The organism is Pseudomonas sp. TE50-2 (assembly GCF_040813665.1).
Lineage (GTDB): Bacteria > Pseudomonadota > Gammaproteobacteria > Pseudomonadales > Pseudomonadaceae > Aquipseudomonas > Aquipseudomonas soli.
Map to the genome: position 1 here is coordinate 5848673 of NZ_JBFNXN010000001.1, position 21251 is coordinate 5869923.

The following is a 21251-nucleotide window of genomic DNA, read 5'->3' on the forward strand; positions in this document are numbered from 1 at the left end:
ATGAGCAGTACCGAAGTCCTGCACTTCGCCAGCCAGGCGTTGTGGCTGATATTGATCCTGTCACTGCCGACGGTGCTGATGGCCGCGCTGGTGGGCACCCTGGTGTCGCTGGTCCAGGCCCTGACCCAGGTGCAGGAACAGACCTTGGGCTTCGTCGCCAAGCTGGTCGCGGTGGTCGTTACCCTGTTCGTCACGGCCGACTGGATGGGTAGCGAGCTCTACCGCTACACCGATCTGGTGCTCGAGCGGATCTTGTGGGTGCGATGACTGTCCAGGCACTGGAACAGGCCCTGCTGAACTTCAGCCTGATCCTGCCCAGGCTGTTCAGCTGCTTCATTGTGCTGCCGATCCTCGGCAAGCAGGTACTGGGCGGCGCATTGGTACGCAATGGCGTGGCCTGCTCGCTGGCGCTGTTCATCTACCCCAGCGTGGCAGGCACGCTGCCGCCAGGCCTGGATGGTCTGCAACTGGGGCTGCTCATTGGCAAGGAAGTGCTGCTCGGCTTGCTGCTCGGCTTCATCGTGTGCATCCCGTTCTGGGCGCTGGAGGCCTGCGGCTTTCTCATCGACAACCAACGCGGCGCGACCCTGGCGTCCACACTCAACCCGTTGCTGGGCAGCCAGACCAGCCCCACCGGAGCGCTGCTGCTGCAGACCCTGGTCACCCTGTTCTTCACCGGTGGCGCCTTCCTGGGACTGCTCGGCGCATTGCTGGGCAGCTACGCCAGCTGGCCGGTGGCAAGCTACTACCCACAGCTCGGCGACCAGTGGAACGCGTTCTTCCTGGCCCAGTTCGACTACCTGATGACCCTGTGCATACTGTTCGCCGCCCCCCTGCTGATCGCCATGTTCCTCGCCGAATTCGGCCTGGCACTCATCAGCCGTTTCGCGCCGACGCTGAACGTGTTCATCCTGTCCATGCCGATCAAGAGCCTGGTCTGCAGCGCGTTGCTGGTGCCCTACCTGTACCTGCTGATGGCGCAGGCCCAGGATCAGGTATTCAGCGCGCTGCATGCGGTGCGCCTGCTCGGCCCCTTGCTGGAGCAGCCATGAGCACGGAGAAGACCGAGCATCCCACTCGGGCCAAATTGCGCGATGCACGACGTAACGGCCAGGTGGTCAAGAGCAAGGAACTGGTATCCAGCGTGCTGATCCTGAGCCTGGCCGTGTTGCCCCTGAGCTTTCCCGACTATTTCCTCAGCCACCTGCGAGCGCTGATGCTGCTACCCGAGCCCCTGCTCCACCTGCCGTTTCGCCAGGCACTGGAGCTGATACTGCAGCAGTTGCTGCACGAACTGCTGTGGCTCACCCTGCCGTTCCTGCTGACCACGTTGATTGCCGCCAGCGCGGGCAACCTGCTGCAGACCGGCGTGGTGTTCAGCACGCAATCGCTCTCACCCGACCTGAAGAAGATCAGCCCGGTGGAGGGGATGAAGCGAATCTTCTCGGTCAGGAACCTGCTCGACTTTTTCAAATCCTTGCTCAAGGTGCTGTTGCTCGGCGCACTGGTGCTCGGCCTGCTCAGCGACAACCTGCACGCGTTGCTGCGAGTCCCGCTGTGCGGCATCGGCTGCATCCTGCCTGTGCTGGGCAACCTGCTGGGCCAACTGATCGGCGTCTGTGCCGTTGGTTTCATGGCGATTTCAGCGGCCGACTACGGCCTGGAGCGCAGGCAGCATCATCGGCAGTTGCGCATGAGCAAGGATGAGGTCAAGCGTGAGCACAAGGAGCAGGAAGGCGCGCCGGAGCTCAAGCGCGAGCGGCGCAAACGCCACCGTGAGCTGCAGCAAGGGACGTTGCGGGCGGACGTCAGGCGTTCGTCGGTCATCGTCACCAACCCGACCCACATCGCCGTGGGCCTGCGCTACGAGGCCGGGGAAACCCCGTTGCCGCTGGTCACCCTGAAGTACACCGACGAGCAAGCCCTGCGGGTGCGCCGAATCGCCGAGGAAGAAGGCGTGCCGGTGCTGGAACGCATCCCCCTGGCACGGGCGCTGTTCGCCGACAGCCTGGAGGAGCAATACATCCCTGGGGAGCTGATCCAGCCGGTCGCCGAGGTGATCCGCTGGTTGCAGGCGCAAGAGAAGACGCCGCCGGTCTAAACAGGTTTTGACCGTTTCTGCAGGACTTGGGGCCAGGTGCTATACCAAGATCCCACGCTGCGGCAATGGCCGGCGCACGGGCAAAATGTCCTCCCGCACAGATGGTCGAGCAGCCTGACGAAGCTGCGCCCAGAAGACCAGGAGCTGCGCATCGCGCTCCTGGTCATCGCGGATAGCCCGCGCAGCGGCGGCCAGCACCGTTTCATGGCCATGTTCGAGCGGGGTCATGCGGATCCAGCCTCATTATTGGAAACTCCTTGCAACAACGCCCGCTGCAAAGCGCTCAACTGCCCCTCGATGCTGGCGTCGATGACGCAGCCTTCGGTTTCCAACCTGCAACCGCCGCGAGCAAGTCGAGCATCACCGCAGATTTCCAGGGGGCCCGTGTCGGGAAACTGCTCGAGAATTGCGTCGATACGCAGGCGGACCTCGGGCACCTGGTCAGGGCGCACGTGCAGAACCAATGCCTCCCGAGGCTGGACCTGCGCCAACGCCTGGCGCGTGGCGGCCAGCGTCAGCTCAATGTCCGGGTAGGTCCCCAGCACCTTGCCCACCGCCTGGTACACCACCTCACTCAGCTGCCGGTCTGCCCGGCGATAGAACTCGTCACAGCGCAATCGCACAGTGTGCACCAGCGCAGCCTGCTCGACCGCGGCCATTTCCAGCCCGACCTCCCGCCCAAGCCGATGCTGCGCCTCGAGCACCGCATCGGCCTGGGCATCGATGTCGCTGGCACGCTGGCGGGCGCTTTCGGTCAATGCGCCGGCCTCGAGAAAGCGCTGGTAGTCGGCGCCGCGCAACACGGTACAGCCTGGTTCGACCATCGGCCGGCAATCGTTCAGTTCAATAAATGGCAACATTCCGGGCTCCTGTCTCGGGCCACTTTCAGGCAAAGGATGCGCGCCAGGGCGCGCTGATCGTCGCTCATCGGCCAGGTCGGCAATGCCCCGGTGCCAGGCAGTCGCAGGGCCAGGCGCCGGGCAAAACCGGGATCGGTACAACCGCAGGCCTGGAGCCAGAACGACAGCCCCTGCACGGGCAGCTCCACCTCCAGCGCGCCGCTTGGCAGCGCCTGCTGCCAACCTGGCGGCCATGGACCGATGAGCAGCCGCCATTTCTCCAGGCAATAGCGCAGGCCCTGATCGCCGATAGCGTGGCGCAAACGCGTCTGGTCGGCTCGGTCGAGCAGTCGCACAATGGCCTGGCCATGCAACAAGCTGCCAACAGTGGCCAGAACACGTTCGAATGCTGGCTGCGGATAAAGGGCCAGCCCACCCAGCCGCTCCGGTATTTCAAAGGGTTCGGCCAGGTCCAGCACCGACAGCAACCAACCATTGATCGAGCTGTCCCGACGCCAGTGTGGCAAGGCCTGGGCCACCTGCCGCAACGGTTCAGGGCAATGAGCCTGGTGCAGGTACCGCGCCGGGCAGTAGCGAAGCTGAAACGGGGTCATGCTCATGCCCGCTGGCGCCACCACAGGTACTGCGCGAGATTGCTCAGTACCAGCACCCCCAACAATGTCCCAATCAGCGCAAGAAGACGCAGGCGCGACCCTTCCATCACGTGAATCGACAACAGCGTCGCATGACGCTCCCCGGGCCACAGCTGGCGAGCCTGCGTTGAAGGCACCAGCACCACACTGATGCGGTCGTAGTCGAGGCCTTCGATGCTGTTGCTCAACAGCTGTTTCATCTGCCCGATGTACAGGTCCAGCGCCGCGTCCGCCGCATGCTTGATGAAGATCGACGCCGAGGCCGCACGGGCCGTTGCGCGCAGGCTGTCGCGGGGCTCCGGCAACACCACATGCACCCGCGCCACCAGCACGCCATCGATTTCCGACAGGGTGCGCGACAACTCCTGGGACTTCACATAGGCCAACCGCGCGTGCTCCTCCAGCGGCGACGAGATCAGGCTGTCCCGGGGAAACACATCACTGACCGTGGAGAACATCTCCCGGGGGTAGCCCTGGCGCTTGAGCGCGGCTACCGCGTGGCCGATGTCGGCCTCGCCGATCAGGATCTTCACCTTGCCGTCCTTGTCCTGCGCCTTCACCGCATCGATGCCCTCGGCATCCAGCACCGCGAGCATTTCGTTGGCTTCGCGCTGGCCGAGGCCCAGGTACAGCTCGACCTTGCACCCGCCCAGCAGCAGTACCGTCACAAGCAGCAAGCACTGCCATGGATTCTTCACAGGGCACCTACTGGGCTTTCATCAGGGTTTCGATGTTCTGCGTGGTGCGTCCCACGCCCTTGGCAATCAGCTCGACCTGCAGGTTGGTGCGTATCAGTGCCCAATGGGCATCCATCAACGCCACCGGATCACCCACGCCCGAGACCAGGCTGGCATGCGCGCCCTGTCTGGCTTCGGCATGTTGCTGGCCGAGCTGTGCGACTTTGTGCAACAACCCCTCCTCGGAGCTGCCGGCACTACTGGATAGCGCCTGCTCGAACTCGGCCACCTGGCGGGAGTCGACGTCCGGTGCCGCCAGGGACTGCAGGTCGATGACCACACGGGTCACCTCGGCAATGCCGCTCATGTGTCGCTCTCCACTGTGAAGGAATCGTTGAGCAGGTCCATCGCCATGGCGAGCACTTGCAGACGCTGTTGCTCTGCCAATGCCGGGCCCCGCCTCTGCTCCGGGGCGCCTGGTGCCTGCTCGATCAGGCAGGCCTGAAATGCAGCAGCGTCCCGATCCGCAGGAACGGGCTGCGGGATCGAAGCTGTTTGCGCACTCGTCGACAGCGACAGGGTCAACCCGTTCATGCCACCACCTGGGCACGCATGCCCTCGGCAAACCGGATCAGATCGCCATCCTCGCTCTGCGCCATGCGCTCAAGCCGCCGTTCCAGCGCCGCCATGTAGCCAAGCTGGCGTTCGCACAGCGCCAGCCACGGGTCGAGGGATGGCCAGGGCGCCTGGTTGCCTTCTGCCAGGGCCTCCTCGCAGCGTCCCGCCCCCATCAGGCCGGCGATACGTATCGCACAGGCGGCTTCCATGGTTTGCGGCTGCCGGGCAAGCCAACGCGCAATCGCCATTGCTTCGTCATGGTGATGGTGCTCGACACCCAGCAAGCCCAGGCGCGCCATCAGATTGTTCAGCGAGTACTCCATGCTCAGAACTTCTGCAGGATGCTGCTGATGGTGTTCTTGAAGGTCTGGCCCAAGGTCGCATCGACCTGGAACACGTTGGACCAGATGTTCGAACGGTGGCGCATGTCGGCCAGCAACGCGGGGTCGTCGCTTTTCTCGTTGAGTTTGCTGAGCGACTCGAGGACGGCCTTGTTGGCCTCTCGCGCCTGCTTGACCATGCCTTCGTGGACCATGGCCATGGTGTTGCTGGTGCCGTCGTGGAATCCGCTGCTGATGCCTGTCATTTCAATGTTCCTTCAGTTTTTCCAGGATGTTCAAGGCCGCTTCAAGGGCCGTTCGCTCGTCGTGCAACGCCTGGAATGCCGTGGGCGGCAAGGGGCGCGACATCTGCTCGGCGCGAGCTTGCCGCGCTTGCTCCAGCACCCTGTGCATCCAGGCGCGTGCTTGTGGGTCACGTGTTTCCTGCAACAGCTCATCCATCATTGATGGGGCGCTCCTTGAGATTGATCGAGTAGTCCTGCCCACCCTTGCGCAAAGTGATCGCCTGACCATCGATCTCCAGGATGCGGATACCGGAAGGCATCAGCGCGCCTACCGGATAACGGCGGTTGTCCGTCAGCGTCACGTAGGGCACGCGCCCCAGTGACACCGCACGCAGCGGGAAATCGAGTTTCCCGGGCACAGCGGCCCTGCCCTCATCGACCAGCTTCAACAGCGGATGCTCGCCGAATGCCTGGCGGAACTGGCGTTGCAGGTTGAGGAAGTCCTGATGCTGGCGGTCATGCAGTGCCCCACGCAGTACCAGGGTGTCACCGCGGTCCTCCAGGGTCAGGGCATCTTCCAGGCGCCATTCGCGCAGCAGTTGGGCCAGGCGCGTCCGGGCCTGTGGAACGGGCAGGCTGTGTGGCACGACCTGGGGAGCGGCTGTGTCCGCTTTGCCCTGGGCTTCAGCCTCTGGAATCAGCAGTCGCCAGAGCAGCGCCAGCAACAGCAGCACACCGCCGCCCGGGATCATGAACCAGCCAGCCCGCAATCCGGGCCGGGGGACCGACTCGGGAAGCCGCTCGGCAAATACCCCGCCCTCTGTGCAGAATGCCCAGCACAACGGACCACAACGCTGGATGGCCAGTGCCTGCAACTCGACATCCGCCGTTACCGTCACCCCGGCCTGCGTAGGCGGTTCGGTGGCCCCCCATTCCAGCAGGCGTACTCCGCCAGGCTCTACCATCAGCACCAGGTGAATGGCGGCGATCCCCGCGTCCACCAGCACCAGATCGGCTTGCGCCGGGTCGGCGCCGATGACTAGCCGGCCGGGCGCCAGGGACACTTCGGCCCCCGCATTCAGGCCACTGTAGACCCGCAGCTTGCAACTCATCTCAAGAGCGCTCATCACGGGCAGGGCCTGCCTTCAAACCATTGCCGACACTTGCAAGCCCAGAATCGATCAGCTTCGGTTCGATCAAAAACAGCCGAACCGATCGGCGTGTGCTGCTGGACTGATAGCGAAACAACGCCCCCAGGAACGGAATGTCCCCCAGCAGCGGCACCTTGCGCAGGCTTTCACTTGTCTCGTCGCGGTGGATGCCGCCGATCACCAGGCTTTGCCCCAGGTCGACCCGGGCCAGCGTGTCGATAACCGTGCGACTGATCGTGGGTATGCCATCGGGGCCCGTGCTGTTTGGCTTCTGGCTGCCGTCCTCGATATGCAGGCTCAGGCTGATTTCCGGCCGCTCCGCACTGCGGATCAGGCGTGGGGTCATCTTCAACAGGGTGCCGTAGGTGATCGCCTTGAGCTCGGCGACGCGTTCGCCCAGCACCCGGACATAATAGGTTTCGCTGTGGTCCAGCACCGCCAGGGTGTTTTCCTGGGTCAGCAAGGTCGGCCGCGACACCACCTGGGCGCGCCCTTCTCCCTGCATGAGCATCACCTTGGCCAGCAGCCGGTCCACACCCCGGCTGTCGACCAGGCTGCCGGCCAGCGTCCCTTGCGCCTGGCCTGCGCTGGTGCGGATGTCGATCAGCTGGTGCTTGCCAGTGCCAATGCCGACCTGCCACTCCACCCCCAGCTCAGCCAGATGCTCGGCGTTGATGTCCAGGATCGTCAGCCCAACCTCGATGCGTGCTGCCGGCCGGTCCAGCGCCGCCACCAGGCGCCGGTACATGGGCATGCGCTCGGCGTGGTCACGCACGATGATGGCATTGAGCGACGCTTCGGCCTGGACAACGGCCTGACCGGAGCGTGCTGGCGCCCCCTGCGCCACAGCCTGGCCTTCGACCGCCCGCACATCGGCGTTCGTCAGCACCCGAGAGAGGAGCGTGGCCACACCGGGTACCGCCACCTTCTGGTCGCGGTAGTCGATTGCACGATCCTCGGCGACCGCATGCCTGAGCGCGATCACTTCGACGCTCAGGCTGCCACCGCGTTCGTCCTGCAACACGGCCTGCTGCTCCATGGCCTTGGCGGTCTGCTCGACGCGGTCGAGATAACGCGGCGGGCCCGAGACATACACCAGCCGCCCACCCGCCGCGGCGCGCCAGGCGAAGCGCGAAGTCCAACCGCCACCCTCCTGCAGGGCGGCGCGCAATTGTGGCTCGCGCACTTTGTCCAGGTGGACAAGCCGGGTCTGCAGTTCGCTGGACTTGTCGACATGAAGCACCGCGCCGTCGTAGTACCAAGCCAGGTTGAACAGCACGGCGACCTGTTCGAGAAACGCCTCGGGGTCCGGCTGCTCGAACGTGGCGCTCACCTGGTCCCTGACCTTGTCACTGACCACCACCGCCCCCTGGTAGTTGGCGGCGAAGTTGCCCAGCACGTCACGCAGGCTCTCGCCCTGGGCAACGTAGTGGAATGGCTCCTGGGGCCAATCCAGTGGCTCGCCCTGGGCCGCAAGGCTGGCCAGCAGCGCCGTCAAGCCGACGGCAAGCGACCTCAAGGCAGCCATACGCGAGCTCCTCCGTGGGTCACAGGCACTGGATCAGCCTGTTGCTCGCACAGGAGGGCGAGCAGGCCGACCTGAGCACCCAGCACGTGATCCAGGATGTCAAGATTGGCCTGGGGCAGGTCTACCTGTGCCTCAAGCAGCGGCTCTCGCGCAGGTGTCAGCACCAGCCTCTGCGGACAATGCTGCGCCCACCCCGTCAGCATGCTCATCAGGCGGCGCAAGACATGCAGGTCGAGTTTGTCGCCTTGGCCGGCCAGCGACGACAGCGAACTGCGAATCAACAGTTGTGAGCCTTGTAGCTCGAGGTACAGGGTGTGCCCCTCGATGCACAGGTGGTAGTCACCGCGCTCATTGGCCAGCCAGGGCGGCATGCCCAGTTGTCGGGCCAATCGGTTCAAAAGTGTGTTCATACGGGCATCGTCCATGCAGCTTGAGGGGCACAAAGGTTGTCAGCCACGGCGGGCATCGCTGGGGGTACGGCCGAACCGTCGGCGGTAGCTCTGGCTGAAATACGACTGGCTGGAAAAGCCGCTTTCCATGGCGATGTCGACAATGCTCATGCGCGTGTTAAGCAGCAGATGGTGCGCGTGGACGATCCTGCGCTCGGTGATCCAGGCCCGTGGCGAGCAGTTGTAGAGGGTGTTGAACAAACTCTTGAACGCCGTCAGGCCCAAGCCGAAGGCCTGGGCGTACTGGTCCAGGTGCCACTCGCGCAGATAGTGCTGTTCCATGAATGCGTGCAGGCGATCGACATTGCGATTGCCCTGTTGCCGCAATGCTGCCAGCAAGCTCCGCCCCTGCGGCCCGAAGATGAGCAGCAGCAACAGCTCCTCCAGGCGCAGCATCGCCAGCATCGACGAAGTGCCTTCGCCACCGAGCGCCGACAGGCGAGTCACGCACTCCTGTGCCATCGCGCAGGGTCGAAGCCGGAGGGTATTCAAACCTTCCTCGTCACGGCGTTCGAGGTGCGCAAGGTCTTTGCCATGACGCTGAACGAACGCCTGCACGAAATTCACGTCCAGCGGCAGCCACAGCACTTCGCAGGCCTGCCACTGGGTCGCCACCAGGTAGGTGCCACGCTTGACGAACAGCAGCTCGCCTGCCTTTAGGTGAATGATGTCGTCCTTTTCGCGAAGCGCCAGCTCACCCGCCATCACTGCGTAGAAGCCTTCGTGCCCCTGGGACGCGAACCCCGCCCCGACAACATCCAACTGCCGACCTTGCACACACCAGCCCTCAACTGGAGAAATCCCTATCACGTGAGGCCCTGCTTCCCGTAGGACCCTTTACGCATCGTCGGGCAGCAGATCGTGCAAGATTCGAATGACCGTGCAGCCCTTGCTTCCGCGATGCAGACAGGGGGCACAGACTACGGCGCCTTCCCACGAATGAACGCAGGGATTGTCCTAACCAAGAAGGGGGCTATTCGCCATAACTTGTAAGAATTTCATCAGGCCTGTAAGGCAATACGAAGCACGCCGTTGCCGAACAGCAGGAAGCCCAGCAACTAAAAAATGGCGACTACACCCGCTATCTTGCACGTTATGCACTGACTACCGTGGCAAGCCCTTTGATCGAGAGCTCGCCATGTCATGCACGAACTATGACTATGCATTGACCCAGCTGTACGCTGCCCTGAAGCTGGAGCCCCCCTTGACCTTCGAGCCGGTGATCAGCCTGCGCGTGGGGTCTTTTGTGTGCAACGTTACCGAGCACCCGGCGGACCACTTGCTGATGTTCATCGAACTCCCCGCAATCGACGACATACGCTGGGGTGAACAGAACCTGTTCTGCCAGGATACCTGCAAGCCTGTGATCGGTGTCGACCCGCTCACCGGCATGCAAATACTATGGAATCGCCAGCCCCTGGTGCAGCTGGACCGCGCCATGGTGCATCACCAGCTCGAGCAACTGGTGCAGGCCGCCCACGATCTGGCAGGTGACGAAACAGCCTGAACGCCGCTCAGCGCGGCCCCCAGACCTGCGCCTCACTCCAACCCAGCGCGGCAAAATCCGCGGATCGCAGTGAGGCCTCCTCTTCGCAGAAGAATTCGTCCAACTGCGGTGGCCTGATCGCCGTGTCGCTGAGCATCGCGTGCACCTGGCCACGATGGTGGATCTGGTGCTCGAACAGGTGTGACAGCAAGCGCAAACGTTGCTCCTGTTGCACCCGGTCCGGTCGCACGATGCTCACATAGCGCCGCAACTGGTCGTCGCGCAATTGCCGGCAATAGGCGATCAGGCGCTGGTCGGCCTGGGCCTGCTGGGCCTGCAGGTCGGTGCAGGTGGCGAAAGGCTGCTCGGGTTGGAAGAAGCGCTCGCCGTCCGGATCCGGCGTTTCGCCGCGCTGCTCGCACTCCAGCGCGTCAAGGTAGAACCAGTCCACCGTCAACAGGTGGTTGAGAGTAGCCTTGATCGACGGGAAGAAACTGCAGCGGGGGGCGACGAACTCGTCCTGGGTCAGTTGCAGGCACGCCTTGTACAGGCGGTGGTTGGCCCAGCCATTGTTGTAGGCCTGGGTCAGCAGATGATGCGACAGCGGCTCCATGGTCGGCTCCTTCAGGCGAAGCGTTGCAGTTGCATCTCCCGTAGCCGGCTCAGGGTCCGTTGGTACGGGAACGCCAGATACCCTTGAGTGTAGAGCGCTTCCAGCGGCACCTCGGCCTCCAGGTACAACAACACCCGACGGTCGTAGCATTCGTCCACCAGGGCAATGAAGCGCCGCACACTGTCATCCTTCGGCGCCAGCGTCGGCAACTGGCGATCCCCGGCCTCGACGCGGGCGGCCCCGTCCTCGGTACCGCGGGCAATGCGCCCGGCCTGCTGGACGCCACCCAGGGCCGGAATGCCGCTGACCAGAATCGCCGGAAAGCGGTCGCACAAGGCCATGAAGTCCATGGCGGCCAGGGGCTGCTCGCACAAAGCGCTGAAGTGGCACCAGAGGGCCTGCGTGCTGCGGCGCAGCACGCCGATACGCCGGGAGCCGAGCTGCAGCGGCTGCTCACTGCCTGGATCGGACGGGCTCAACTGGCAAAACACCTCGGCGAGCGCGCTCGGTTGCCCTGCCTCGCTGACCCAGTAGCGTTGCTGTTGCAGGCCGGGATGCAGGCGGTGGTCCTGCTCCCCCGCCACCGCCAGCACGCGCATGTGCTGCTCGATGGCGGCGATGGCCGGCAGGAACCGCTCGCGGTTGAAGCCATCGCGGTACAGCTGGTCGGGCGGCTGGTTGGAGGTGGCGACGATCACTACACCGTGATCGAACAACACCTGGAACAGACGGCCGAGGATGATCGCATCGCCGATATCGCTGACGAACAGCTCGTCGAAACACAACACCCGTATCTCTTCGGCCAGCGCCCGGGCCAGGGCCGCGAGCGGATCGGCGGTGCCATTGAGCTGGAACAGGCGCTGATGCACCCAGGCCATGAAATGGTGGAAATGCTGGCGCCGGGCCGGCAGTTGCAGGCTGCGATGGAACAGGTCCATCAACCAGGTCTTGCCCCGACCGACCGGGCCCCAGAGGTACAGGCCTTGCGTCGGCTGGCCCTGAAGAACGGCATCGAAGCAGGCCTGCAAGGCCGCCACAGCGGCCGCCTGGGCGGGATCGGGAACGTAGCCGCGCTCGGCCAGCGCCTTGTGATAAAGGGATTCGGGAGTCATGCCGCGCATGGTACGCCATCGCGGGGCAAGCCCGCTCCCACAACATTGCCCCAGGGCTTAGGCCGGGACGATCATCCTTCTGTCAGCCCCACCTTCAGCAAGGCGCCATCCTTGGCATCGGTCAACACGTACAGATAGCCATCCGGCCCTACCCGCACGTCACGAATCCTGGCTTTCAGGTCACCCAACAGCCGTTCTTCATGCACGACCTTGTCGCCATCGAGCTTCAGCCGGATCAACTCCTGTGTAGCCAGCGCACCGATGAACAGGTTGTGGTCCCAGGCCTTGAACGTGGAACTGTCGTAGAACGCCATGCCACTGATGCCCGGCGACTTTTCCCACACGTGGTGCGGATCGATCATGCCATCCACGTGCTTGCCCTTGGCCTCTGGGATCGGCAGCAACGAGTAATTGATGCCGTGGGTGGCGATCGGCCAGCCATAGTTCTTGCCCGCCTTGGGGATGTTGATCTCGTCGCCGCCACGCGGGCCGTGCTCGTGGGTCCACAGCTTGCCGGTCCAGGGGTTCAGCGCCGCACCCTGCTGGTTGCGGTGGCCGAACGACCAGATCTCCGGGCGTACGTTGTCGCGGCCGACGAAGGGGTTGTCCTTGGGTACCTCGCCGTCGGGCAGGATGCGCACGATCTTGCCCTGCAGCTTGTCCAGGTCCTGCGATGTGGCACGCTGGTTGTTCTCGCCCAGGGCGATGAACAGGTAGCCGTCACGGTCGAACACCAGCCGCGAGCCGAAGTGGTTGCCTTCGGACAATTTGGGCTGCTGGCGGAAGATCACCGTGAAGTTCTCCAGGCGCGACTGGTCCTGGGTCAGCTGGCCACGACCGACGGCAGTACCGGCCTTGCCATCGCTGCCCTCTTCGGCATAGGACAGGTATACGGTTCGGTCCTTGGCGAACTCAGGCGAGAGCACCACGTCGAGCAGGCCACCCTGCCCTTCGGCCCAGACCTTGGGCACGCCGGAGAGCGGCGGCCCGACCTTGCCCTCGGCGTTGACGATGCGCAGGTTGCCGGGGCGTTCGGTGACCAGCATGTCCTTGCCGCCGGGCAGGAAGGCCAGCGCCCAGGGATTGCGCAGGCCGTCGGCAACAGTGCTGACGGTCAGCCGGCCCTCCTCGCTGGGGTACTGCTGCTCGGCGGCGGCCTGCGCCAGCAAGGGCAACAGGCTGGCCGCGGCCAGAGTGGTCAACCAGGTGCGTGGGGTCATGCTCGCTTCCTTTGCAAGGGCTCACGGCACACGTAGGGAGTCGCGTGGTGGCCGGGTGGGTTCCAGGTTCGGGGTCTGCTGCTCGCGGCGCAGGTTTTCACCGTTGCCGATACCGCGGTTGTCGAGGGTTGGGGGGCGCGGATTGGGTTGCGTGGACGGACCGCGCACGGGCGGGCTTGCCGGCACGCTGCCCTGCCGGCTGTTGGGGTTGGCGCGCATGATCGGGCTGTTGTAGGGGTTGTTGCTGTCGTTGGCGGCAAGCAGTGGCGGCGCCAAGGGCGCGGCCTGCAGTGGCAACGCCAGCACCAGGCCGAGGCCCAGGATTGGCAGTGTGGGATTCATGCTTCACCTCCGGTACGAAAAGGCGCGCTCGAAGGTTGGATAGCCTACGGCGCGCAGGGTTCGACGCAAAAGGATGAATTTGGGTCCTGATGTTTCAGTATGCGCCCCCAGGGGCTGCCATGCAGCCCTGGCGTCACCCGGCGCGATCTACCTTGTGCCGCGCCGCATACAGACACAGCATCTCCATCGCCAGGGTCGCGCCGGCCAGCGCGGTGATATCGGCATGGTCATAGGCCGGCGCCACTTCCACCAGGTCCATCCCCACCAGGTTGATCCCGCGCAACCCGCCGAGGATCTCCAGCGCCTGCACCGTGCTCAGGCCGCCGCATACCGGCGTGCCGGTGCCGGGGGCGAAGGCCGGGTCCAGGCAGTCGATATCGAAGGTCAGGTACACCGGCCGGTCGCCCACCCGCTGGCGGATGGCAGCAACGATCGCCTCGGTGCCCTGGCGATGCACCTGGCGGGCGTCGAGAATGGCGAAGCCCTGGCTGTCGTCGTTGGTGGTGCGCAGGCCGATCTGCACCGAGCGCGCCGGGTCCACCAGCCCTTCCCGCGCCGCGTGCCAGAACATCGTGCCATGGTCGATGCGCTGGCCCTCCTCGTCCGGCCAGGTGTCGCTGTGTGCGTCGAAGTGCACCAGCGCCAGCGGGCCATGGCGACGGGCATGGGCCTTGAGCAGCGGATAGCTGATGAAATGGTCTCCGCCCAAGGTGAGCATGGCGCAGCCGGCCTCGAGAATGTGCTCGGCATGCGCCTCGATGCTCTGTGGCACCGACTGCGGCGTACCGCTATCGAACGCACAGTCGCCGTAGTCGATCACCGCCAGGTGGTCGAACGGATCGAACGCCCAGGGCCAGTGCCGGGCCCAGGCCTGTTGCACCGAGGCGGCGCGGATCGCCCGCGGACCGAAGCGCGCGCCGGGGCGATTGCTGGTGGCGGTGTCGAACGGCACGCCGCTGACCACCACGTCGACACCTCGCAGGTCGCGGCTGTAGCGGCGCCGTGAAAAGCTGGTGATGCCGGCGTAGGTACTTTCGGCAGCGGTGCCATAGAGGCTGTCACGGGTGATGGCCTGGTCATTGTCCTGGGCGAGGTCCACGGTGTATCTCCTGTCGTTGTCGTTCACTGGCGGCTGCGGAAGGCGGTCCACAGGCGGTTGCGCTGGCGCAGGTCGGCCAGCGCCATGCTGCGGTCGGCGAACAGGCGCTGGCGCACCTCGGCCGACGGATAGATGTCCGGATCGTTGCGGATCGCCGCGTCCACCAGCGGGGTGGCGGCCTGGTTGGCGTTGGCGAAGAACAGGGTGTTGGTCAGTGCCGCCACCGAGTCGGGGCGCAGCATGAAGGTGATGAAAGCTCGGGCCGCCTCGGGATGCGGTGCGTCCTTGGGGATCACCAGGTTGTCCTGCCACACCAGCGTGCCCTCGCGGGGGATGCGGTAGATCAGCTCGAAGGGCTTGCCGGCGCGGCGCGCCTGATCGGCGGCCATGGCGGCATCGCCGTTGTAGGTGAGCGCCAGGCACACGCTGCCGTTGGCCAGGTCGTTGATCTGGCGGCCATTGGCCACGTAGCTGATCGACGGTTGCAGTTGCTGCAACAGCGCCTGCGCCGCGTCCAGGTCGGCCTTGTCCTGGCTGTACGGGTCCTTGCCCAGGTAGTTGAGGGTCACGCCGATCACCTCCTGGGGTGAGTCCGGCATGGCGATGCCGCAGTCCTTCAGGCGGCTGGCGTACTCAGGCTTGAACAGCAGGTCGAGGCTGTCCAGGGGCACATCGCCCAGGCGCTGGCGTACGGCCTCGACGTTCACCCCCAGTCCCAGCGTACCCCAGGTGTAAGGCACGGCATGGCGGTTGCCGGGGTCGGCCTCGGCCAGCTTGGCCAACAGGTCCGGGTCGAGGTTGGCATAGCCGGGCATCGCCTGCGCCTCCAGCGGCTGCAGGGCGCCGGCCTTGAGGGCTCGGGCCAGCACCGTGGCCGACGGCACCACCACGTCGTAGCCGCTGCCACCGGTAAGCAGCTTGGTTTCCAGCACCTCGGTGGTGTCGAAGGTGTCGTAGCGGACCTTGTAGCCGGTCTCCTTCTCGAAACGCTCCAGGGTCTGCGGGGCGACATAGTCGGCCCAGCTGTACAGGTTGACGACCTTCTCTTCGGCCTGCAGCGGCAGGGCGATCAGCAATGAAAGCAGGCACAACGTCGAACGCATGGCGGACACCTCGGCGTAGGGGTGGATGCCGCCAGCATGCCTGCCGGGTTACATTGCAAAAATGGCAACTTTGCGAAGCTGACATTCACCAGGAGCAATGTGATGCTCGGACAATTGCACGACCCGGACCTGCACCTGCTGCGGCTGTTCGTCACTGTAGTCGAGGCCGGCGGCTTCAGCGCCGCCCAGGGTGTGCTCGGGCTCAGCCAGCCCAGCATCAGCCAGCAGATGGCGAAACTGGAGACCCGCCTGGGTTATCGCCTGTGCAGCCGGGGCAAGGGCGGCTTTCGGCTGACCGAGAAAGGCGAGTTGCTGCTGCAAGCGACTCGCGGCCTGCTGCTGCAGATCGAGCAGTTCCGCCAACAGGCCAACGGTGTTGCCGGGCGTTTGCTGGGCAGCGTGCGCATCGGCCTGGCCGAGAACCAGGACCGTGATATCAGCCTGCGCCTGGCCCAGGCCATCGCGCGGTTTCGCCAGCGTGACGAGAGCGTGCGACTGGAACTGACCAGCGCGCCACCGGCCGAACTCGAACGCTTGCTGCTGGAGCAGCGCCTGGACTGCGCCATCAGCTACTTCTCCGGCAACCAGGCGGCGTTCGACTACCTGCCGCTGTTCGAGGAGCGCCAGAGGCTTTACTGCGGCAAGGGGCACGTGTTGTTCAGCCAGGCCCAGATAACCCGCGAGCAGTTGCTCGAGGCCGACCAGGTCAGCCACCCCTATCGTTTTCTCAAACAGGGCGAGCCGTTCCAGAGCCGCCACAGCATGGCGGTGGCAGAGCAGATCGACAGCGCGCTGACATTCATCCTGTCAGGACGACACATCGGCTTTCTGCCGTGTCACTGCGCCGCGCCCTGGGAAGCCCAGGGCCTGCTGCGGGCGCTGGATACCGCGCTGGATTTCGTGGTGCCGTTCACCCTGGCCAGGCATCGCGGGCAAACACCCGGTGAGGCGCAGCAAGCCTTCATGGATGACCTGCGCATGACATTCGGCTCGCGTTAGGCCCGCAACGTCGGCAGGCCCCGCTTTCATCGCCGCCACGCATTTGCGACACTGCCGACTCGCCCGTGCCACAAGGCCAGATCCCCATGTATGCCCGCATCTGCCTGATCCTGCTGCTGACCCTTGGCCTGAACGCCTGCGCCCTGTTCCAGAGTCGCGATCCGCTGAACATCAGCGTGATCGGCATCGATCCGTTGCCTGGCCAGGATCTGGAACTGCGCATGGCGGTGAAGATCCGCGTGCAGAACCCCAATGAAACCCCGGTGGATTTCAACGGCATCGCCCTCAACCTGGAAGTCAACGACCAGCCCCTGGCGGCCGGGGTGAGCGACCAGCGCGGGCACATCGGCCGCTACGACGAAGCGGTGCTGGTGGTGCCGGTGAGCGTCACCGCCTTCGCCTTCCTGCGCCACGCCTACGGCCTGAGCCGGGTGGACTCGCTGCAGGGCCTGCCCTATGTGTTGCGCGGCAAGCTGGCGGGAGGGCCGCTGGGCACCGTGCGCTTTACCGACAAAGGCAAGCTCGACCTGCCAACGGCCGCAGGCCCCGCCTGGTAACCAGCTTTACCGGCAGACTGGCAGATCACTCGCCTGCGCTGGATGAACCTACGAAACGGACTCCGGGCCGCGGACGCTCGTCCACGCTGAGTTCGAATACATCCGGCCGCGCATAGTGGCCGACCACATCGAAGTCGTAGCGCGCACGCACCAGCTCATCGGTATCGACCTCGGCGCAGAGCAGGCCACGCTCACCCACCAGCGGCCCGGCCAGCACCTCCCCAAGTGGGCCGACGATCACGCTGCCGCCGTTGATCAGTGGCCGCTCGGCCGGCCAGTTGGCCACCTCCAGGCCCAGCGCGGCGGGCGAGTCCTGTACCTGGCAGGCGCTGATGACAAAGCAGCGCCCCTCGACGGCGATGTGGCGCATGCTCACCTGCCACAACTCGCGCTCGTCCACTGTCGGCGCGCACCACAGTTGCACACCCTTGGCGTACATCGCGGTACGCAGCAGCGGCATGTAGTTCTCCCAGCACACTGCCGCGCCGATGCGCCCGGCACGGCTTTCGATTACCGGCAGTGTGGAGCCGTCGCCCTTGCCCCAGATCAGCCGCTCGGTGCCGGTGGGCATCAGCTTGCGGTGCTTGGCCACCAGGCCGGCGTGCGGTTCGAAGAACAGCACCGTGCAATACAGGGTATTGCCGCTGCGCTCGATCACGCCGATCACCAGGCTCGCTCCGGTACGCGCCGACAAGCCGGCCAAGGTGTCGGTCTCGGGCCCCGGTACATCAATGGCATTGGCAAAATAGCGGGCGAAGGCTTCACGCCCCTCAGGCAGGCGATAGCCGAGCTGGGTGCCGAACCCTTCGCCTTTCGGATAGCCACCGAGCAAGGCCTCGGGCATCACCACCAGGTTGGCACCGGCGTCGCAGATGGCCTGCTCGTAGTCGAGGATCTGCGCCAGGGTGGCGGCCTTGCCGCCAGGCAGCGAACCGATCTGCAGGGCGGCGACGATGGACTTGGGCATCGAGGGAACTCCAGTCAGGAAGGTCTGTTGGATTCTCCAGCGCAGGCGTTCGGGGTGTTCGCCTGGCTCAGCGGTTGGCGCTGGCGGCGGCCATCATCTTGTTCACTTCGCTGCGCACCAGCTGGTTGAACTCCGGCGGCGACATGCCGTCGAGTTCGGCACGCACCCACTCGGCCCACTTGCCCTTGCGCCGTGGCTTCTCTGCGATCAGGCGCGCCGCCTCGCCCTTGGCCTTGCCCAGGTTGTTCTGCCAGTAGTCGAACAAGCGGGCCTTTTCTGCCTCGATCTGCGCCCGTTCCTGGAAGCTCATGTTGGCCAGATTGAAACTCATCGGGTATTACCTGCCGCTGGAAAATGGGCGCTATCTTACACTGCGTCGACGCACCACCGGTACGCCGCTGCAACTTTCCCGGCAGCGTGGCATCCATTGTTCAACGCCCAACCCTTCACGAGGATGTGTACATGGCCAGGAAAACCGCTGCGCAAGGCAACAACGACCAGATCAAGGATCAGGTGTTCAGCGAACTGCAGGCATTGATCGAGGAATCCGAGAAGCTGCTCAGCGACAGCGCGTCGCTGGTCGGCGAGGAAGCCGAAGGCATGCGCGCGCAGTTGGGGCTCAAGTTGCGCCAGGCGCGCGATGCCACCAGCCGCCTGGGCCAGAAGGCGCAGCCGGTGGTCGAGGCGACCCAGGAATACATCGGTGGCCACCCCTGGCAGACCGTGGCGGTCTCTGCAGGCTTCGGCCTGGTAGTCGGGCTGCTGCTCGGTCGCCGGCAATAGCTCAGGCGGCCTGAGCCTGGGGAATACCGCTGTGGAAGCGCAGTTCCTGGTCGGGCGAGGTGATCAGCCCGACCTCCGCTTCGCGTACCTGCTCCACCACCCGGGCAATGTCCGCTTCATCGCCGTACTGGTGGGCCAGTTTCAAATAGCCTTGATAGTGCCGCGCCTCGCTCTTGAGCAGGCCGTGGTAGAAGGTGCCCAGCTCTTCGTCCAGGTGCGGCACCAGGGCGGCGAAACGCTCGCAGCTGCGCGCCTCGATAAAGGCCCCCACCACCAGGGTGTCCACCAGCTTCACCGGCTCATGCGCCCGCACCAGCCGCCGCAGGCCCGAGGCATAGCGCCCGGCCGACACCGGCCGTAGCGGCACGCCGCGACGCTTCATCAGGCGCAGCACCTGCTCGTGGTGCACCAGCTCCTCGCGGGCCAGGCGCGACATCATGTTGATCAGGTCGAGGTGGGTGTTGTACTTGGCGATCAGGCTCAGCGCCGTGCTGGCGGCCTTGAACTCGCTATTGTCTGCGGTGTACCTACCAACCGTGGGAACAGGCGGAAATTAAAATTCTTGAATGTTTAGAAACAACCATTTCCGTGGTTTACTTTAGACATAACGGGCACTAGCCCGAACCCAACCAAAGAACTTTACAACGAAGGACAATTGATGCCCTACGCAGTTGGCTATGCGCGCTTTTCTAGTATCAAACAAGGCAAAGGTACAAGTCTGGCCCGTCAACAAGAATTGATTGCAGAATGGATAAGCAACAACACAGAATACCAAATATACCCGAAAACCTTCCAAGATCTGGGCCGATCAGCTTCAAAGGGTGATCACCTGAAACATGGATTCGGTAAGTTGCTGCAAGCTATTGAGCAGAAAGAAATAGGAGAAGGAGACGTCATCCTCGTTGAAGCAATCGATAGGATCGGCAGGCTACCCGAACTGCAAATGTTCTCCCTGATCAACGACATTATCAAGTCAAAGGTAAAGATCGTAACACTAGAAGATGGAGTAACATACGGCCCTGACATCAAGACAGATCAAATATGGACCCTTCTCGGGAAAGTCCAGCAGGCTTTCCATTACAGCCAGTCATTATCTAAGCGTATCAGTGCAAGTTATCGAAGACGTGAAGAAATCGCCAAAAACGGAATCATTCCCAGGCGCAGAACCCCCATATGGTTAACATCTGACGGCAAGCTCAAAGACGGTATAGCTGCCGCAATGAAGGATGCATTTGAAGACGCCTTGGCAGGGCTCGGCGAAAGAAGAATTCTTAGAAACCTGAAAGGCAAACATTCGGCATTTGAACGTATAAACCCCAGCACCATCAGGCGATGGCTCACAAACAAGACAGCAATTGGATACTGGAAAGAACACAAAATCTACCCAGCCGTTGTTTCTGAAGAGCTGTTCTATCAGGTGCAACAACGGTTCGAGGATGAATACAAACCGGCCACAGCCCCACGCACCTATTTCCTATCAGGGCTCATTAAGTGCGGTGAGTGCGGTGCAAACATGCAAATAAAAGTAAACAAACACAGTCCGTTCTCGATGCACTGTAGCACCCGATGCAAATTCGGTGACGCTCGATGCCCAAACGGGAAATCATTTCCAGTGCCAGTTCTTATGCACATCTGCCAAGACACCGCGACATCAGCAGTCGAAACAGCCATGCAAAGAACCCAACTGACCGTTCAAAGAAAAGAAATTATAGTAATTGATGGAAAACTTCGAGAAATAACAAAAATCATTGAAAACTTGACGCACCTACAAGCACTCCACGGCGTTGTACCTGAACTCAATCAACAACTCACGAACGCTATCGAAAGCCGCAGGGCACTCGAAATTCAAAAGCTAGCATTAAACATTGAACTCGAAGAAAACCATTGCAGGTACGAAGAGGCATGGGACTACCAATACGAACTAATCGAAGATAACCCGATGCGTCTAAACGCATTACTACAGAGTGCAAACTACAACCTAACCTGCTTTAACGATGGACGAATCAAAGCCAACACCACTGGGAACGAATTCAGTTCATCAAGGTACACCGGATACGACCGGAAAAAGCAAGCATATAAGGTGCTAGTTGGCGACACGATAAAACACATTATCAACAAGCAGGGAACCATCGCACTCGGACGAACCACCACCCTCCGTAAGATGCTTGAAGAACGGAGGCCAGTTAAACTAGGGAAACAGGAAGGCCAGCTCAGCACAGAATGTGAAAACCACTGATTTTTATAAATCGACCCCAAGGCAGAAACAAAAGAAACCACGACTGTTCTGGAACATGACTTACAAAGTACCAGATCAAACCCAAACGCCTACAGACTGAGGCTTGCAGGCCTGTCCAATCCCATGATCTTTAATTCTCTTTCTGAAGAGGGA

At 63.2% G+C, this 21251-nt stretch carries 29 protein-coding genes and 1 pseudogene; 8 read left to right on the top strand and 22 right to left on the bottom strand.

Going from position 1 to position 21251, the window contains the following annotated elements; translation table 11 throughout:
- The 3 genes from sctS to sctU are packed head-to-tail and all read left to right on the top strand — an operon-like array spanning position 1 to position 2101.
- A complete protein-coding gene (gene sctS, locus AAHK21_RS26490; protein WP_102684882.1) occupies positions 1 to 267 on the top strand; it encodes a type III secretion system export apparatus subunit SctS in 267 nt (88 codons plus the stop codon).
- A complete protein-coding gene (sctT, locus tag AAHK21_RS26495) occupies positions 264 to 1052 on the top strand; it encodes a type III secretion system export apparatus subunit SctT (protein ID WP_367858883.1) in 789 nt (262 codons plus the stop codon). Before sctS ends, sctT begins: the two co-directional genes overlap by 4 nt.
- Entirely contained in the window at positions 1049 to 2101 is a 1053-nt protein-coding gene (sctU, locus tag AAHK21_RS26500) for a type III secretion system export apparatus subunit SctU (RefSeq protein ID WP_367858884.1), read from the top strand. The genes sctT and sctU overlap by 4 nt, the downstream gene beginning before the upstream one ends.
- Positions 2102 to 2140: 39 nt before the next feature.
- On the opposite strand, the gene AAHK21_RS26505 is transcribed toward sctU, so the two are convergent.
- The 13 genes from AAHK21_RS26505 to AAHK21_RS26565 are packed head-to-tail and all read right to left on the bottom strand — an operon-like array spanning position 2141 to position 9343.
- A complete protein-coding gene (locus tag AAHK21_RS26505; RefSeq protein ID WP_367858885.1) occupies positions 2141 to 2329 on the bottom strand; it encodes a hypothetical protein in 189 nt (62 codons plus the stop codon).
- Positions 2326 to 2961 carry an HrpE/YscL family type III secretion apparatus protein gene (locus AAHK21_RS26510; protein ID WP_367858886.1) on the bottom strand — a complete coding sequence of 212 codons (636 nt, stop codon included), beginning with the start codon at positions 2959 to 2961 and terminating at the stop codon, positions 2326 to 2328. The genes AAHK21_RS26505 and AAHK21_RS26510 overlap by 4 nt, the downstream gene beginning before the upstream one ends.
- On the bottom strand, positions 2940 to 3554 hold the full coding sequence (locus AAHK21_RS26515; protein WP_367858887.1) for a SctK family type III secretion system sorting platform protein: 615 nt from the start codon (positions 3552 to 3554) through the stop codon (positions 2940 to 2942). Before AAHK21_RS26515 ends, AAHK21_RS26510 begins: the two co-directional genes overlap by 22 nt.
- A gap of 2 nt (positions 3555 to 3556) precedes the next feature.
- Positions 3557 to 4291 (bottom strand): type III secretion system inner membrane ring lipoprotein SctJ, encoded by a 735-nt coding sequence (sctJ, locus tag AAHK21_RS26520; RefSeq protein WP_367858888.1) that lies wholly within the window; start codon positions 4289 to 4291, stop codon positions 3557 to 3559.
- 7 nt (positions 4292 to 4298) lie between these two features.
- Positions 4299 to 4637: a type III secretion system inner rod subunit SctI gene (gene sctI, locus AAHK21_RS26525; RefSeq protein ID WP_367858889.1), complete on the bottom strand. Its 339-nt coding sequence runs from the start codon at positions 4635 to 4637 to the stop codon at positions 4299 to 4301.
- Positions 4634 to 4864 carry a hypothetical protein gene (locus AAHK21_RS26530; RefSeq protein WP_367858890.1) on the bottom strand — a complete coding sequence of 77 codons (231 nt, stop codon included), beginning with the start codon at positions 4862 to 4864 and terminating at the stop codon, positions 4634 to 4636. The genes sctI and AAHK21_RS26530 overlap by 4 nt, the downstream gene beginning before the upstream one ends.
- Complete coding sequence (locus AAHK21_RS26535) at positions 4861 to 5211, bottom strand: YscG family type III secretion system chaperone (protein ID WP_367858891.1); 351 nt, start codon at positions 5209 to 5211, stop codon at positions 4861 to 4863. Before AAHK21_RS26535 ends, AAHK21_RS26530 begins: the two co-directional genes overlap by 4 nt.
- 2 nt (positions 5212 to 5213) lie before the next feature.
- A complete protein-coding gene (locus AAHK21_RS26540; RefSeq protein ID WP_367858892.1) occupies positions 5214 to 5474 on the bottom strand; it encodes an EscF/YscF/HrpA family type III secretion system needle major subunit in 261 nt (86 codons plus the stop codon).
- A gap of 1 nt (position 5475) precedes the next feature.
- Positions 5476 to 5673, bottom strand: a complete 198-nt coding sequence (locus AAHK21_RS26545) for an EscE/YscE/SsaE family type III secretion system needle protein co-chaperone (protein ID WP_367858893.1) — start codon at positions 5671 to 5673, stop codon at positions 5476 to 5478.
- Positions 5663 to 6565 (bottom strand): EscD/YscD/HrpQ family type III secretion system periplasmic domain-containing protein, encoded by a 903-nt coding sequence (locus AAHK21_RS26550; protein ID WP_367858894.1) that lies wholly within the window; start codon positions 6563 to 6565, stop codon positions 5663 to 5665. The genes AAHK21_RS26545 and AAHK21_RS26550 overlap by 11 nt, the downstream gene beginning before the upstream one ends.
- A gap of 1 nt (position 6566) precedes the next feature.
- A complete protein-coding gene (sctC, locus tag AAHK21_RS26555; protein WP_367858895.1) occupies positions 6567 to 8132 on the bottom strand; it encodes a type III secretion system outer membrane ring subunit SctC in 1566 nt (521 codons plus the stop codon).
- Positions 8120 to 8542 carry a CesT family type III secretion system chaperone gene (locus AAHK21_RS26560; protein ID WP_367858896.1) on the bottom strand — a complete coding sequence of 141 codons (423 nt, stop codon included), beginning with the start codon at positions 8540 to 8542 and terminating at the stop codon, positions 8120 to 8122. Before AAHK21_RS26560 ends, sctC begins: the two co-directional genes overlap by 13 nt.
- 39 nt (positions 8543 to 8581) lie before the next feature.
- Positions 8582 to 9343: a helix-turn-helix transcriptional regulator gene (locus AAHK21_RS26565; RefSeq protein ID WP_367858897.1), complete on the bottom strand. Its 762-nt coding sequence runs from the start codon at positions 9341 to 9343 to the stop codon at positions 8582 to 8584.
- A gap of 376 nt (positions 9344 to 9719) precedes the next feature.
- Here AAHK21_RS26565 and AAHK21_RS26570 point away from each other — a divergent pair, with 376 nt between their 5' ends.
- Positions 9720 to 10088 carry a CesT family type III secretion system chaperone gene (locus tag AAHK21_RS26570; protein WP_367858898.1) on the top strand — a complete coding sequence of 123 codons (369 nt, stop codon included), beginning with the start codon at positions 9720 to 9722 and terminating at the stop codon, positions 10086 to 10088.
- 7 nt (positions 10089 to 10095) lie between these two features.
- Here the strand turns inward: AAHK21_RS26570 and AAHK21_RS26575 are convergent, their stop codons facing one another.
- The 6 genes from AAHK21_RS26575 to AAHK21_RS26600 all read right to left on the bottom strand — a co-directional run bounded on the left by AAHK21_RS26575 (position 10096) and on the right by AAHK21_RS26600 (position 15556).
- Positions 10096 to 10680, bottom strand: coding sequence for a DinB family protein (locus AAHK21_RS26575; protein ID WP_367858899.1), 585 nt, complete (start codon positions 10678 to 10680; stop codon positions 10096 to 10098).
- 11 nt (positions 10681 to 10691) lie between these two features.
- Positions 10692 to 11792: a cell division protein ZapE gene (gene zapE / locus AAHK21_RS26580; RefSeq protein WP_367858900.1), complete on the bottom strand. Its 1101-nt coding sequence runs from the start codon at positions 11790 to 11792 to the stop codon at positions 10692 to 10694.
- Between the two features lie 71 nt (positions 11793 to 11863).
- Complete coding sequence (locus tag AAHK21_RS26585; protein ID WP_367858901.1) at positions 11864 to 13012, bottom strand: PQQ-dependent sugar dehydrogenase; 1149 nt, start codon at positions 13010 to 13012, stop codon at positions 11864 to 11866.
- A gap of 21 nt (positions 13013 to 13033) precedes the next feature.
- A complete protein-coding gene (locus AAHK21_RS26590; RefSeq protein ID WP_367858902.1) occupies positions 13034 to 13354 on the bottom strand; it encodes a hypothetical protein in 321 nt (106 codons plus the stop codon).
- Positions 13355 to 13487: 133 nt separating this feature from the next.
- Positions 13488 to 14453, bottom strand: a complete 966-nt coding sequence (gene speB / locus AAHK21_RS26595; RefSeq protein ID WP_367858903.1) for an agmatinase — start codon at positions 14451 to 14453, stop codon at positions 13488 to 13490.
- A gap of 23 nt (positions 14454 to 14476) precedes the next feature.
- Entirely contained in the window at positions 14477 to 15556 is a 1080-nt protein-coding gene (locus tag AAHK21_RS26600) for an extracellular solute-binding protein (protein ID WP_367858904.1), read from the bottom strand.
- A 102-nt stretch (positions 15557 to 15658) separates the two neighbouring features.
- Between AAHK21_RS26600 and AAHK21_RS26605 the strand changes: the two genes are divergently transcribed.
- Both AAHK21_RS26605 and AAHK21_RS26610 read left to right on the top strand, forming a co-directional pair.
- Positions 15659 to 16555 carry a LysR family transcriptional regulator gene (locus AAHK21_RS26605; RefSeq protein WP_367858905.1) on the top strand — a complete coding sequence of 299 codons (897 nt, stop codon included), beginning with the start codon at positions 15659 to 15661 and terminating at the stop codon, positions 16553 to 16555.
- 86 nt (positions 16556 to 16641) lie between these two features.
- Entirely contained in the window at positions 16642 to 17112 is a 471-nt protein-coding gene (locus AAHK21_RS26610; RefSeq protein ID WP_367858906.1) for an LEA type 2 family protein, read from the top strand.
- A gap of 25 nt (positions 17113 to 17137) precedes the next feature.
- Here AAHK21_RS26610 and AAHK21_RS26615 read toward each other — a convergent pair whose 3' ends face one another.
- Both AAHK21_RS26615 and AAHK21_RS26620 read right to left on the bottom strand, forming a co-directional pair.
- Positions 17138 to 18079 (bottom strand): carbon-nitrogen hydrolase family protein, encoded by a 942-nt coding sequence (locus AAHK21_RS26615; RefSeq protein WP_367858907.1) that lies wholly within the window; start codon positions 18077 to 18079, stop codon positions 17138 to 17140.
- Between the two features lie 67 nt (positions 18080 to 18146).
- A complete protein-coding gene (locus AAHK21_RS26620; protein WP_023630897.1) occupies positions 18147 to 18410 on the bottom strand; it encodes a hypothetical protein in 264 nt (87 codons plus the stop codon).
- A gap of 131 nt (positions 18411 to 18541) precedes the next feature.
- Here AAHK21_RS26620 and AAHK21_RS26625 point away from each other — a divergent pair, with 131 nt between their 5' ends.
- Complete coding sequence (locus AAHK21_RS26625; RefSeq protein WP_094011308.1) at positions 18542 to 18862, top strand: YqjD family protein; 321 nt, start codon at positions 18542 to 18544, stop codon at positions 18860 to 18862.
- A 1-nt stretch (position 18863) separates the two neighbouring features.
- On the opposite strand, the pseudogene AAHK21_RS26630 reads toward AAHK21_RS26625, so the two are convergent.
- Positions 18864 to 19370: pseudogene (locus tag AAHK21_RS26630) on the bottom strand (tRNA-(ms[2]io[6]A)-hydroxylase); the annotation flags it as partial.
- A gap of 150 nt (positions 19371 to 19520) precedes the next feature.
- Between AAHK21_RS26630 and AAHK21_RS26635 the strand changes: the two are divergent.
- Complete coding sequence (locus AAHK21_RS26635; protein ID WP_367858908.1) at positions 19521 to 21098, top strand: recombinase family protein; 1578 nt, start codon at positions 19521 to 19523, stop codon at positions 21096 to 21098.
- The last annotated feature ends 153 nt before the right edge of the window (positions 21099 to 21251 follow it).

Excerpts from the sequence above, each read along its gene's own strand:
- sctS (WP_102684882.1), top strand. The coding sequence starts at position 1 with ATGAGCAGTACCGAAGTCCTGCACTTCGCCAGCCAGGCGTTGTGGCTG.
- sctT (WP_367858883.1), top strand. The coding sequence starts at position 264 with ATGACTGTCCAGGCACTGGAACAGGCCCTGCTGAACTTCAGCCTGATC.
- sctU (WP_367858884.1), top strand. The coding sequence starts at position 1,049 with ATGAGCACGGAGAAGACCGAGCATCCCACTCGGGCCAAATTGCGCGAT.
- AAHK21_RS26505 (WP_367858885.1), bottom strand. The coding sequence starts at position 2,329 with ATGACCCCGCTCGAACATGGCCATGAAACGGTGCTGGCCGCCGCTGCG.
- AAHK21_RS26510 (WP_367858886.1), bottom strand. The coding sequence starts at position 2,961 with ATGTTGCCATTTATTGAACTGAACGATTGCCGGCCGATGGTCGAACCA.
- AAHK21_RS26515 (WP_367858887.1), bottom strand. The coding sequence starts at position 3,554 with ATGACCCCGTTTCAGCTTCGCTACTGCCCGGCGCGGTACCTGCACCAG.
- sctI (WP_367858889.1), bottom strand. The coding sequence starts at position 4,637 with ATGAGCGGCATTGCCGAGGTGACCCGTGTGGTCATCGACCTGCAGTCC.
- AAHK21_RS26530 (WP_367858890.1), bottom strand. The coding sequence starts at position 4,864 with ATGAACGGGTTGACCCTGTCGCTGTCGACGAGTGCGCAAACAGCTTCG.
- AAHK21_RS26535 (WP_367858891.1), bottom strand. The coding sequence starts at position 5,211 with ATGGAGTACTCGCTGAACAATCTGATGGCGCGCCTGGGCTTGCTGGGT.
- AAHK21_RS26540 (WP_367858892.1), bottom strand. The coding sequence starts at position 5,474 with ATGACAGGCATCAGCAGCGGATTCCACGACGGCACCAGCAACACCATG.
- AAHK21_RS26545 (WP_367858893.1), bottom strand. The coding sequence starts at position 5,673 with ATGATGGATGAGCTGTTGCAGGAAACACGTGACCCACAAGCACGCGCC.
- AAHK21_RS26550 (WP_367858894.1), bottom strand. The coding sequence starts at position 6,565 with ATGAGTTGCAAGCTGCGGGTCTACAGTGGCCTGAATGCGGGGGCCGAA.
- sctC (WP_367858895.1), bottom strand. The coding sequence starts at position 8,132 with ATGGCTGCCTTGAGGTCGCTTGCCGTCGGCTTGACGGCGCTGCTGGCC.
- AAHK21_RS26560 (WP_367858896.1), bottom strand. The coding sequence starts at position 8,542 with ATGAACACACTTTTGAACCGATTGGCCCGACAACTGGGCATGCCGCCC.
- AAHK21_RS26570 (WP_367858898.1), top strand. The coding sequence starts at position 9,720 with ATGTCATGCACGAACTATGACTATGCATTGACCCAGCTGTACGCTGCC.
- AAHK21_RS26575 (WP_367858899.1), bottom strand. The coding sequence starts at position 10,680 with ATGGAGCCGCTGTCGCATCATCTGCTGACCCAGGCCTACAACAATGGC.
- zapE (WP_367858900.1), bottom strand. The coding sequence starts at position 11,792 with ATGACTCCCGAATCCCTTTATCACAAGGCGCTGGCCGAGCGCGGCTAC.
- AAHK21_RS26585 (WP_367858901.1), bottom strand. The coding sequence starts at position 13,012 with ATGACCCCACGCACCTGGTTGACCACTCTGGCCGCGGCCAGCCTGTTG.
- AAHK21_RS26590 (WP_367858902.1), bottom strand. The coding sequence starts at position 13,354 with ATGAATCCCACACTGCCAATCCTGGGCCTCGGCCTGGTGCTGGCGTTG.
- AAHK21_RS26600 (WP_367858904.1), bottom strand. The coding sequence starts at position 15,556 with ATGCGTTCGACGTTGTGCCTGCTTTCATTGCTGATCGCCCTGCCGCTG.
- AAHK21_RS26605 (WP_367858905.1), top strand. The coding sequence starts at position 15,659 with ATGCTCGGACAATTGCACGACCCGGACCTGCACCTGCTGCGGCTGTTC.
- AAHK21_RS26610 (WP_367858906.1), top strand. The coding sequence starts at position 16,642 with ATGTATGCCCGCATCTGCCTGATCCTGCTGCTGACCCTTGGCCTGAAC.
- AAHK21_RS26615 (WP_367858907.1), bottom strand. The coding sequence starts at position 18,079 with ATGCCCAAGTCCATCGTCGCCGCCCTGCAGATCGGTTCGCTGCCTGGC.
- AAHK21_RS26620 (WP_023630897.1), bottom strand. The coding sequence starts at position 18,410 with ATGAGTTTCAATCTGGCCAACATGAGCTTCCAGGAACGGGCGCAGATC.
- AAHK21_RS26625 (WP_094011308.1), top strand. The coding sequence starts at position 18,542 with ATGGCCAGGAAAACCGCTGCGCAAGGCAACAACGACCAGATCAAGGAT.
- AAHK21_RS26635 (WP_367858908.1), top strand. The coding sequence starts at position 19,521 with ATGCCCTACGCAGTTGGCTATGCGCGCTTTTCTAGTATCAAACAAGGC.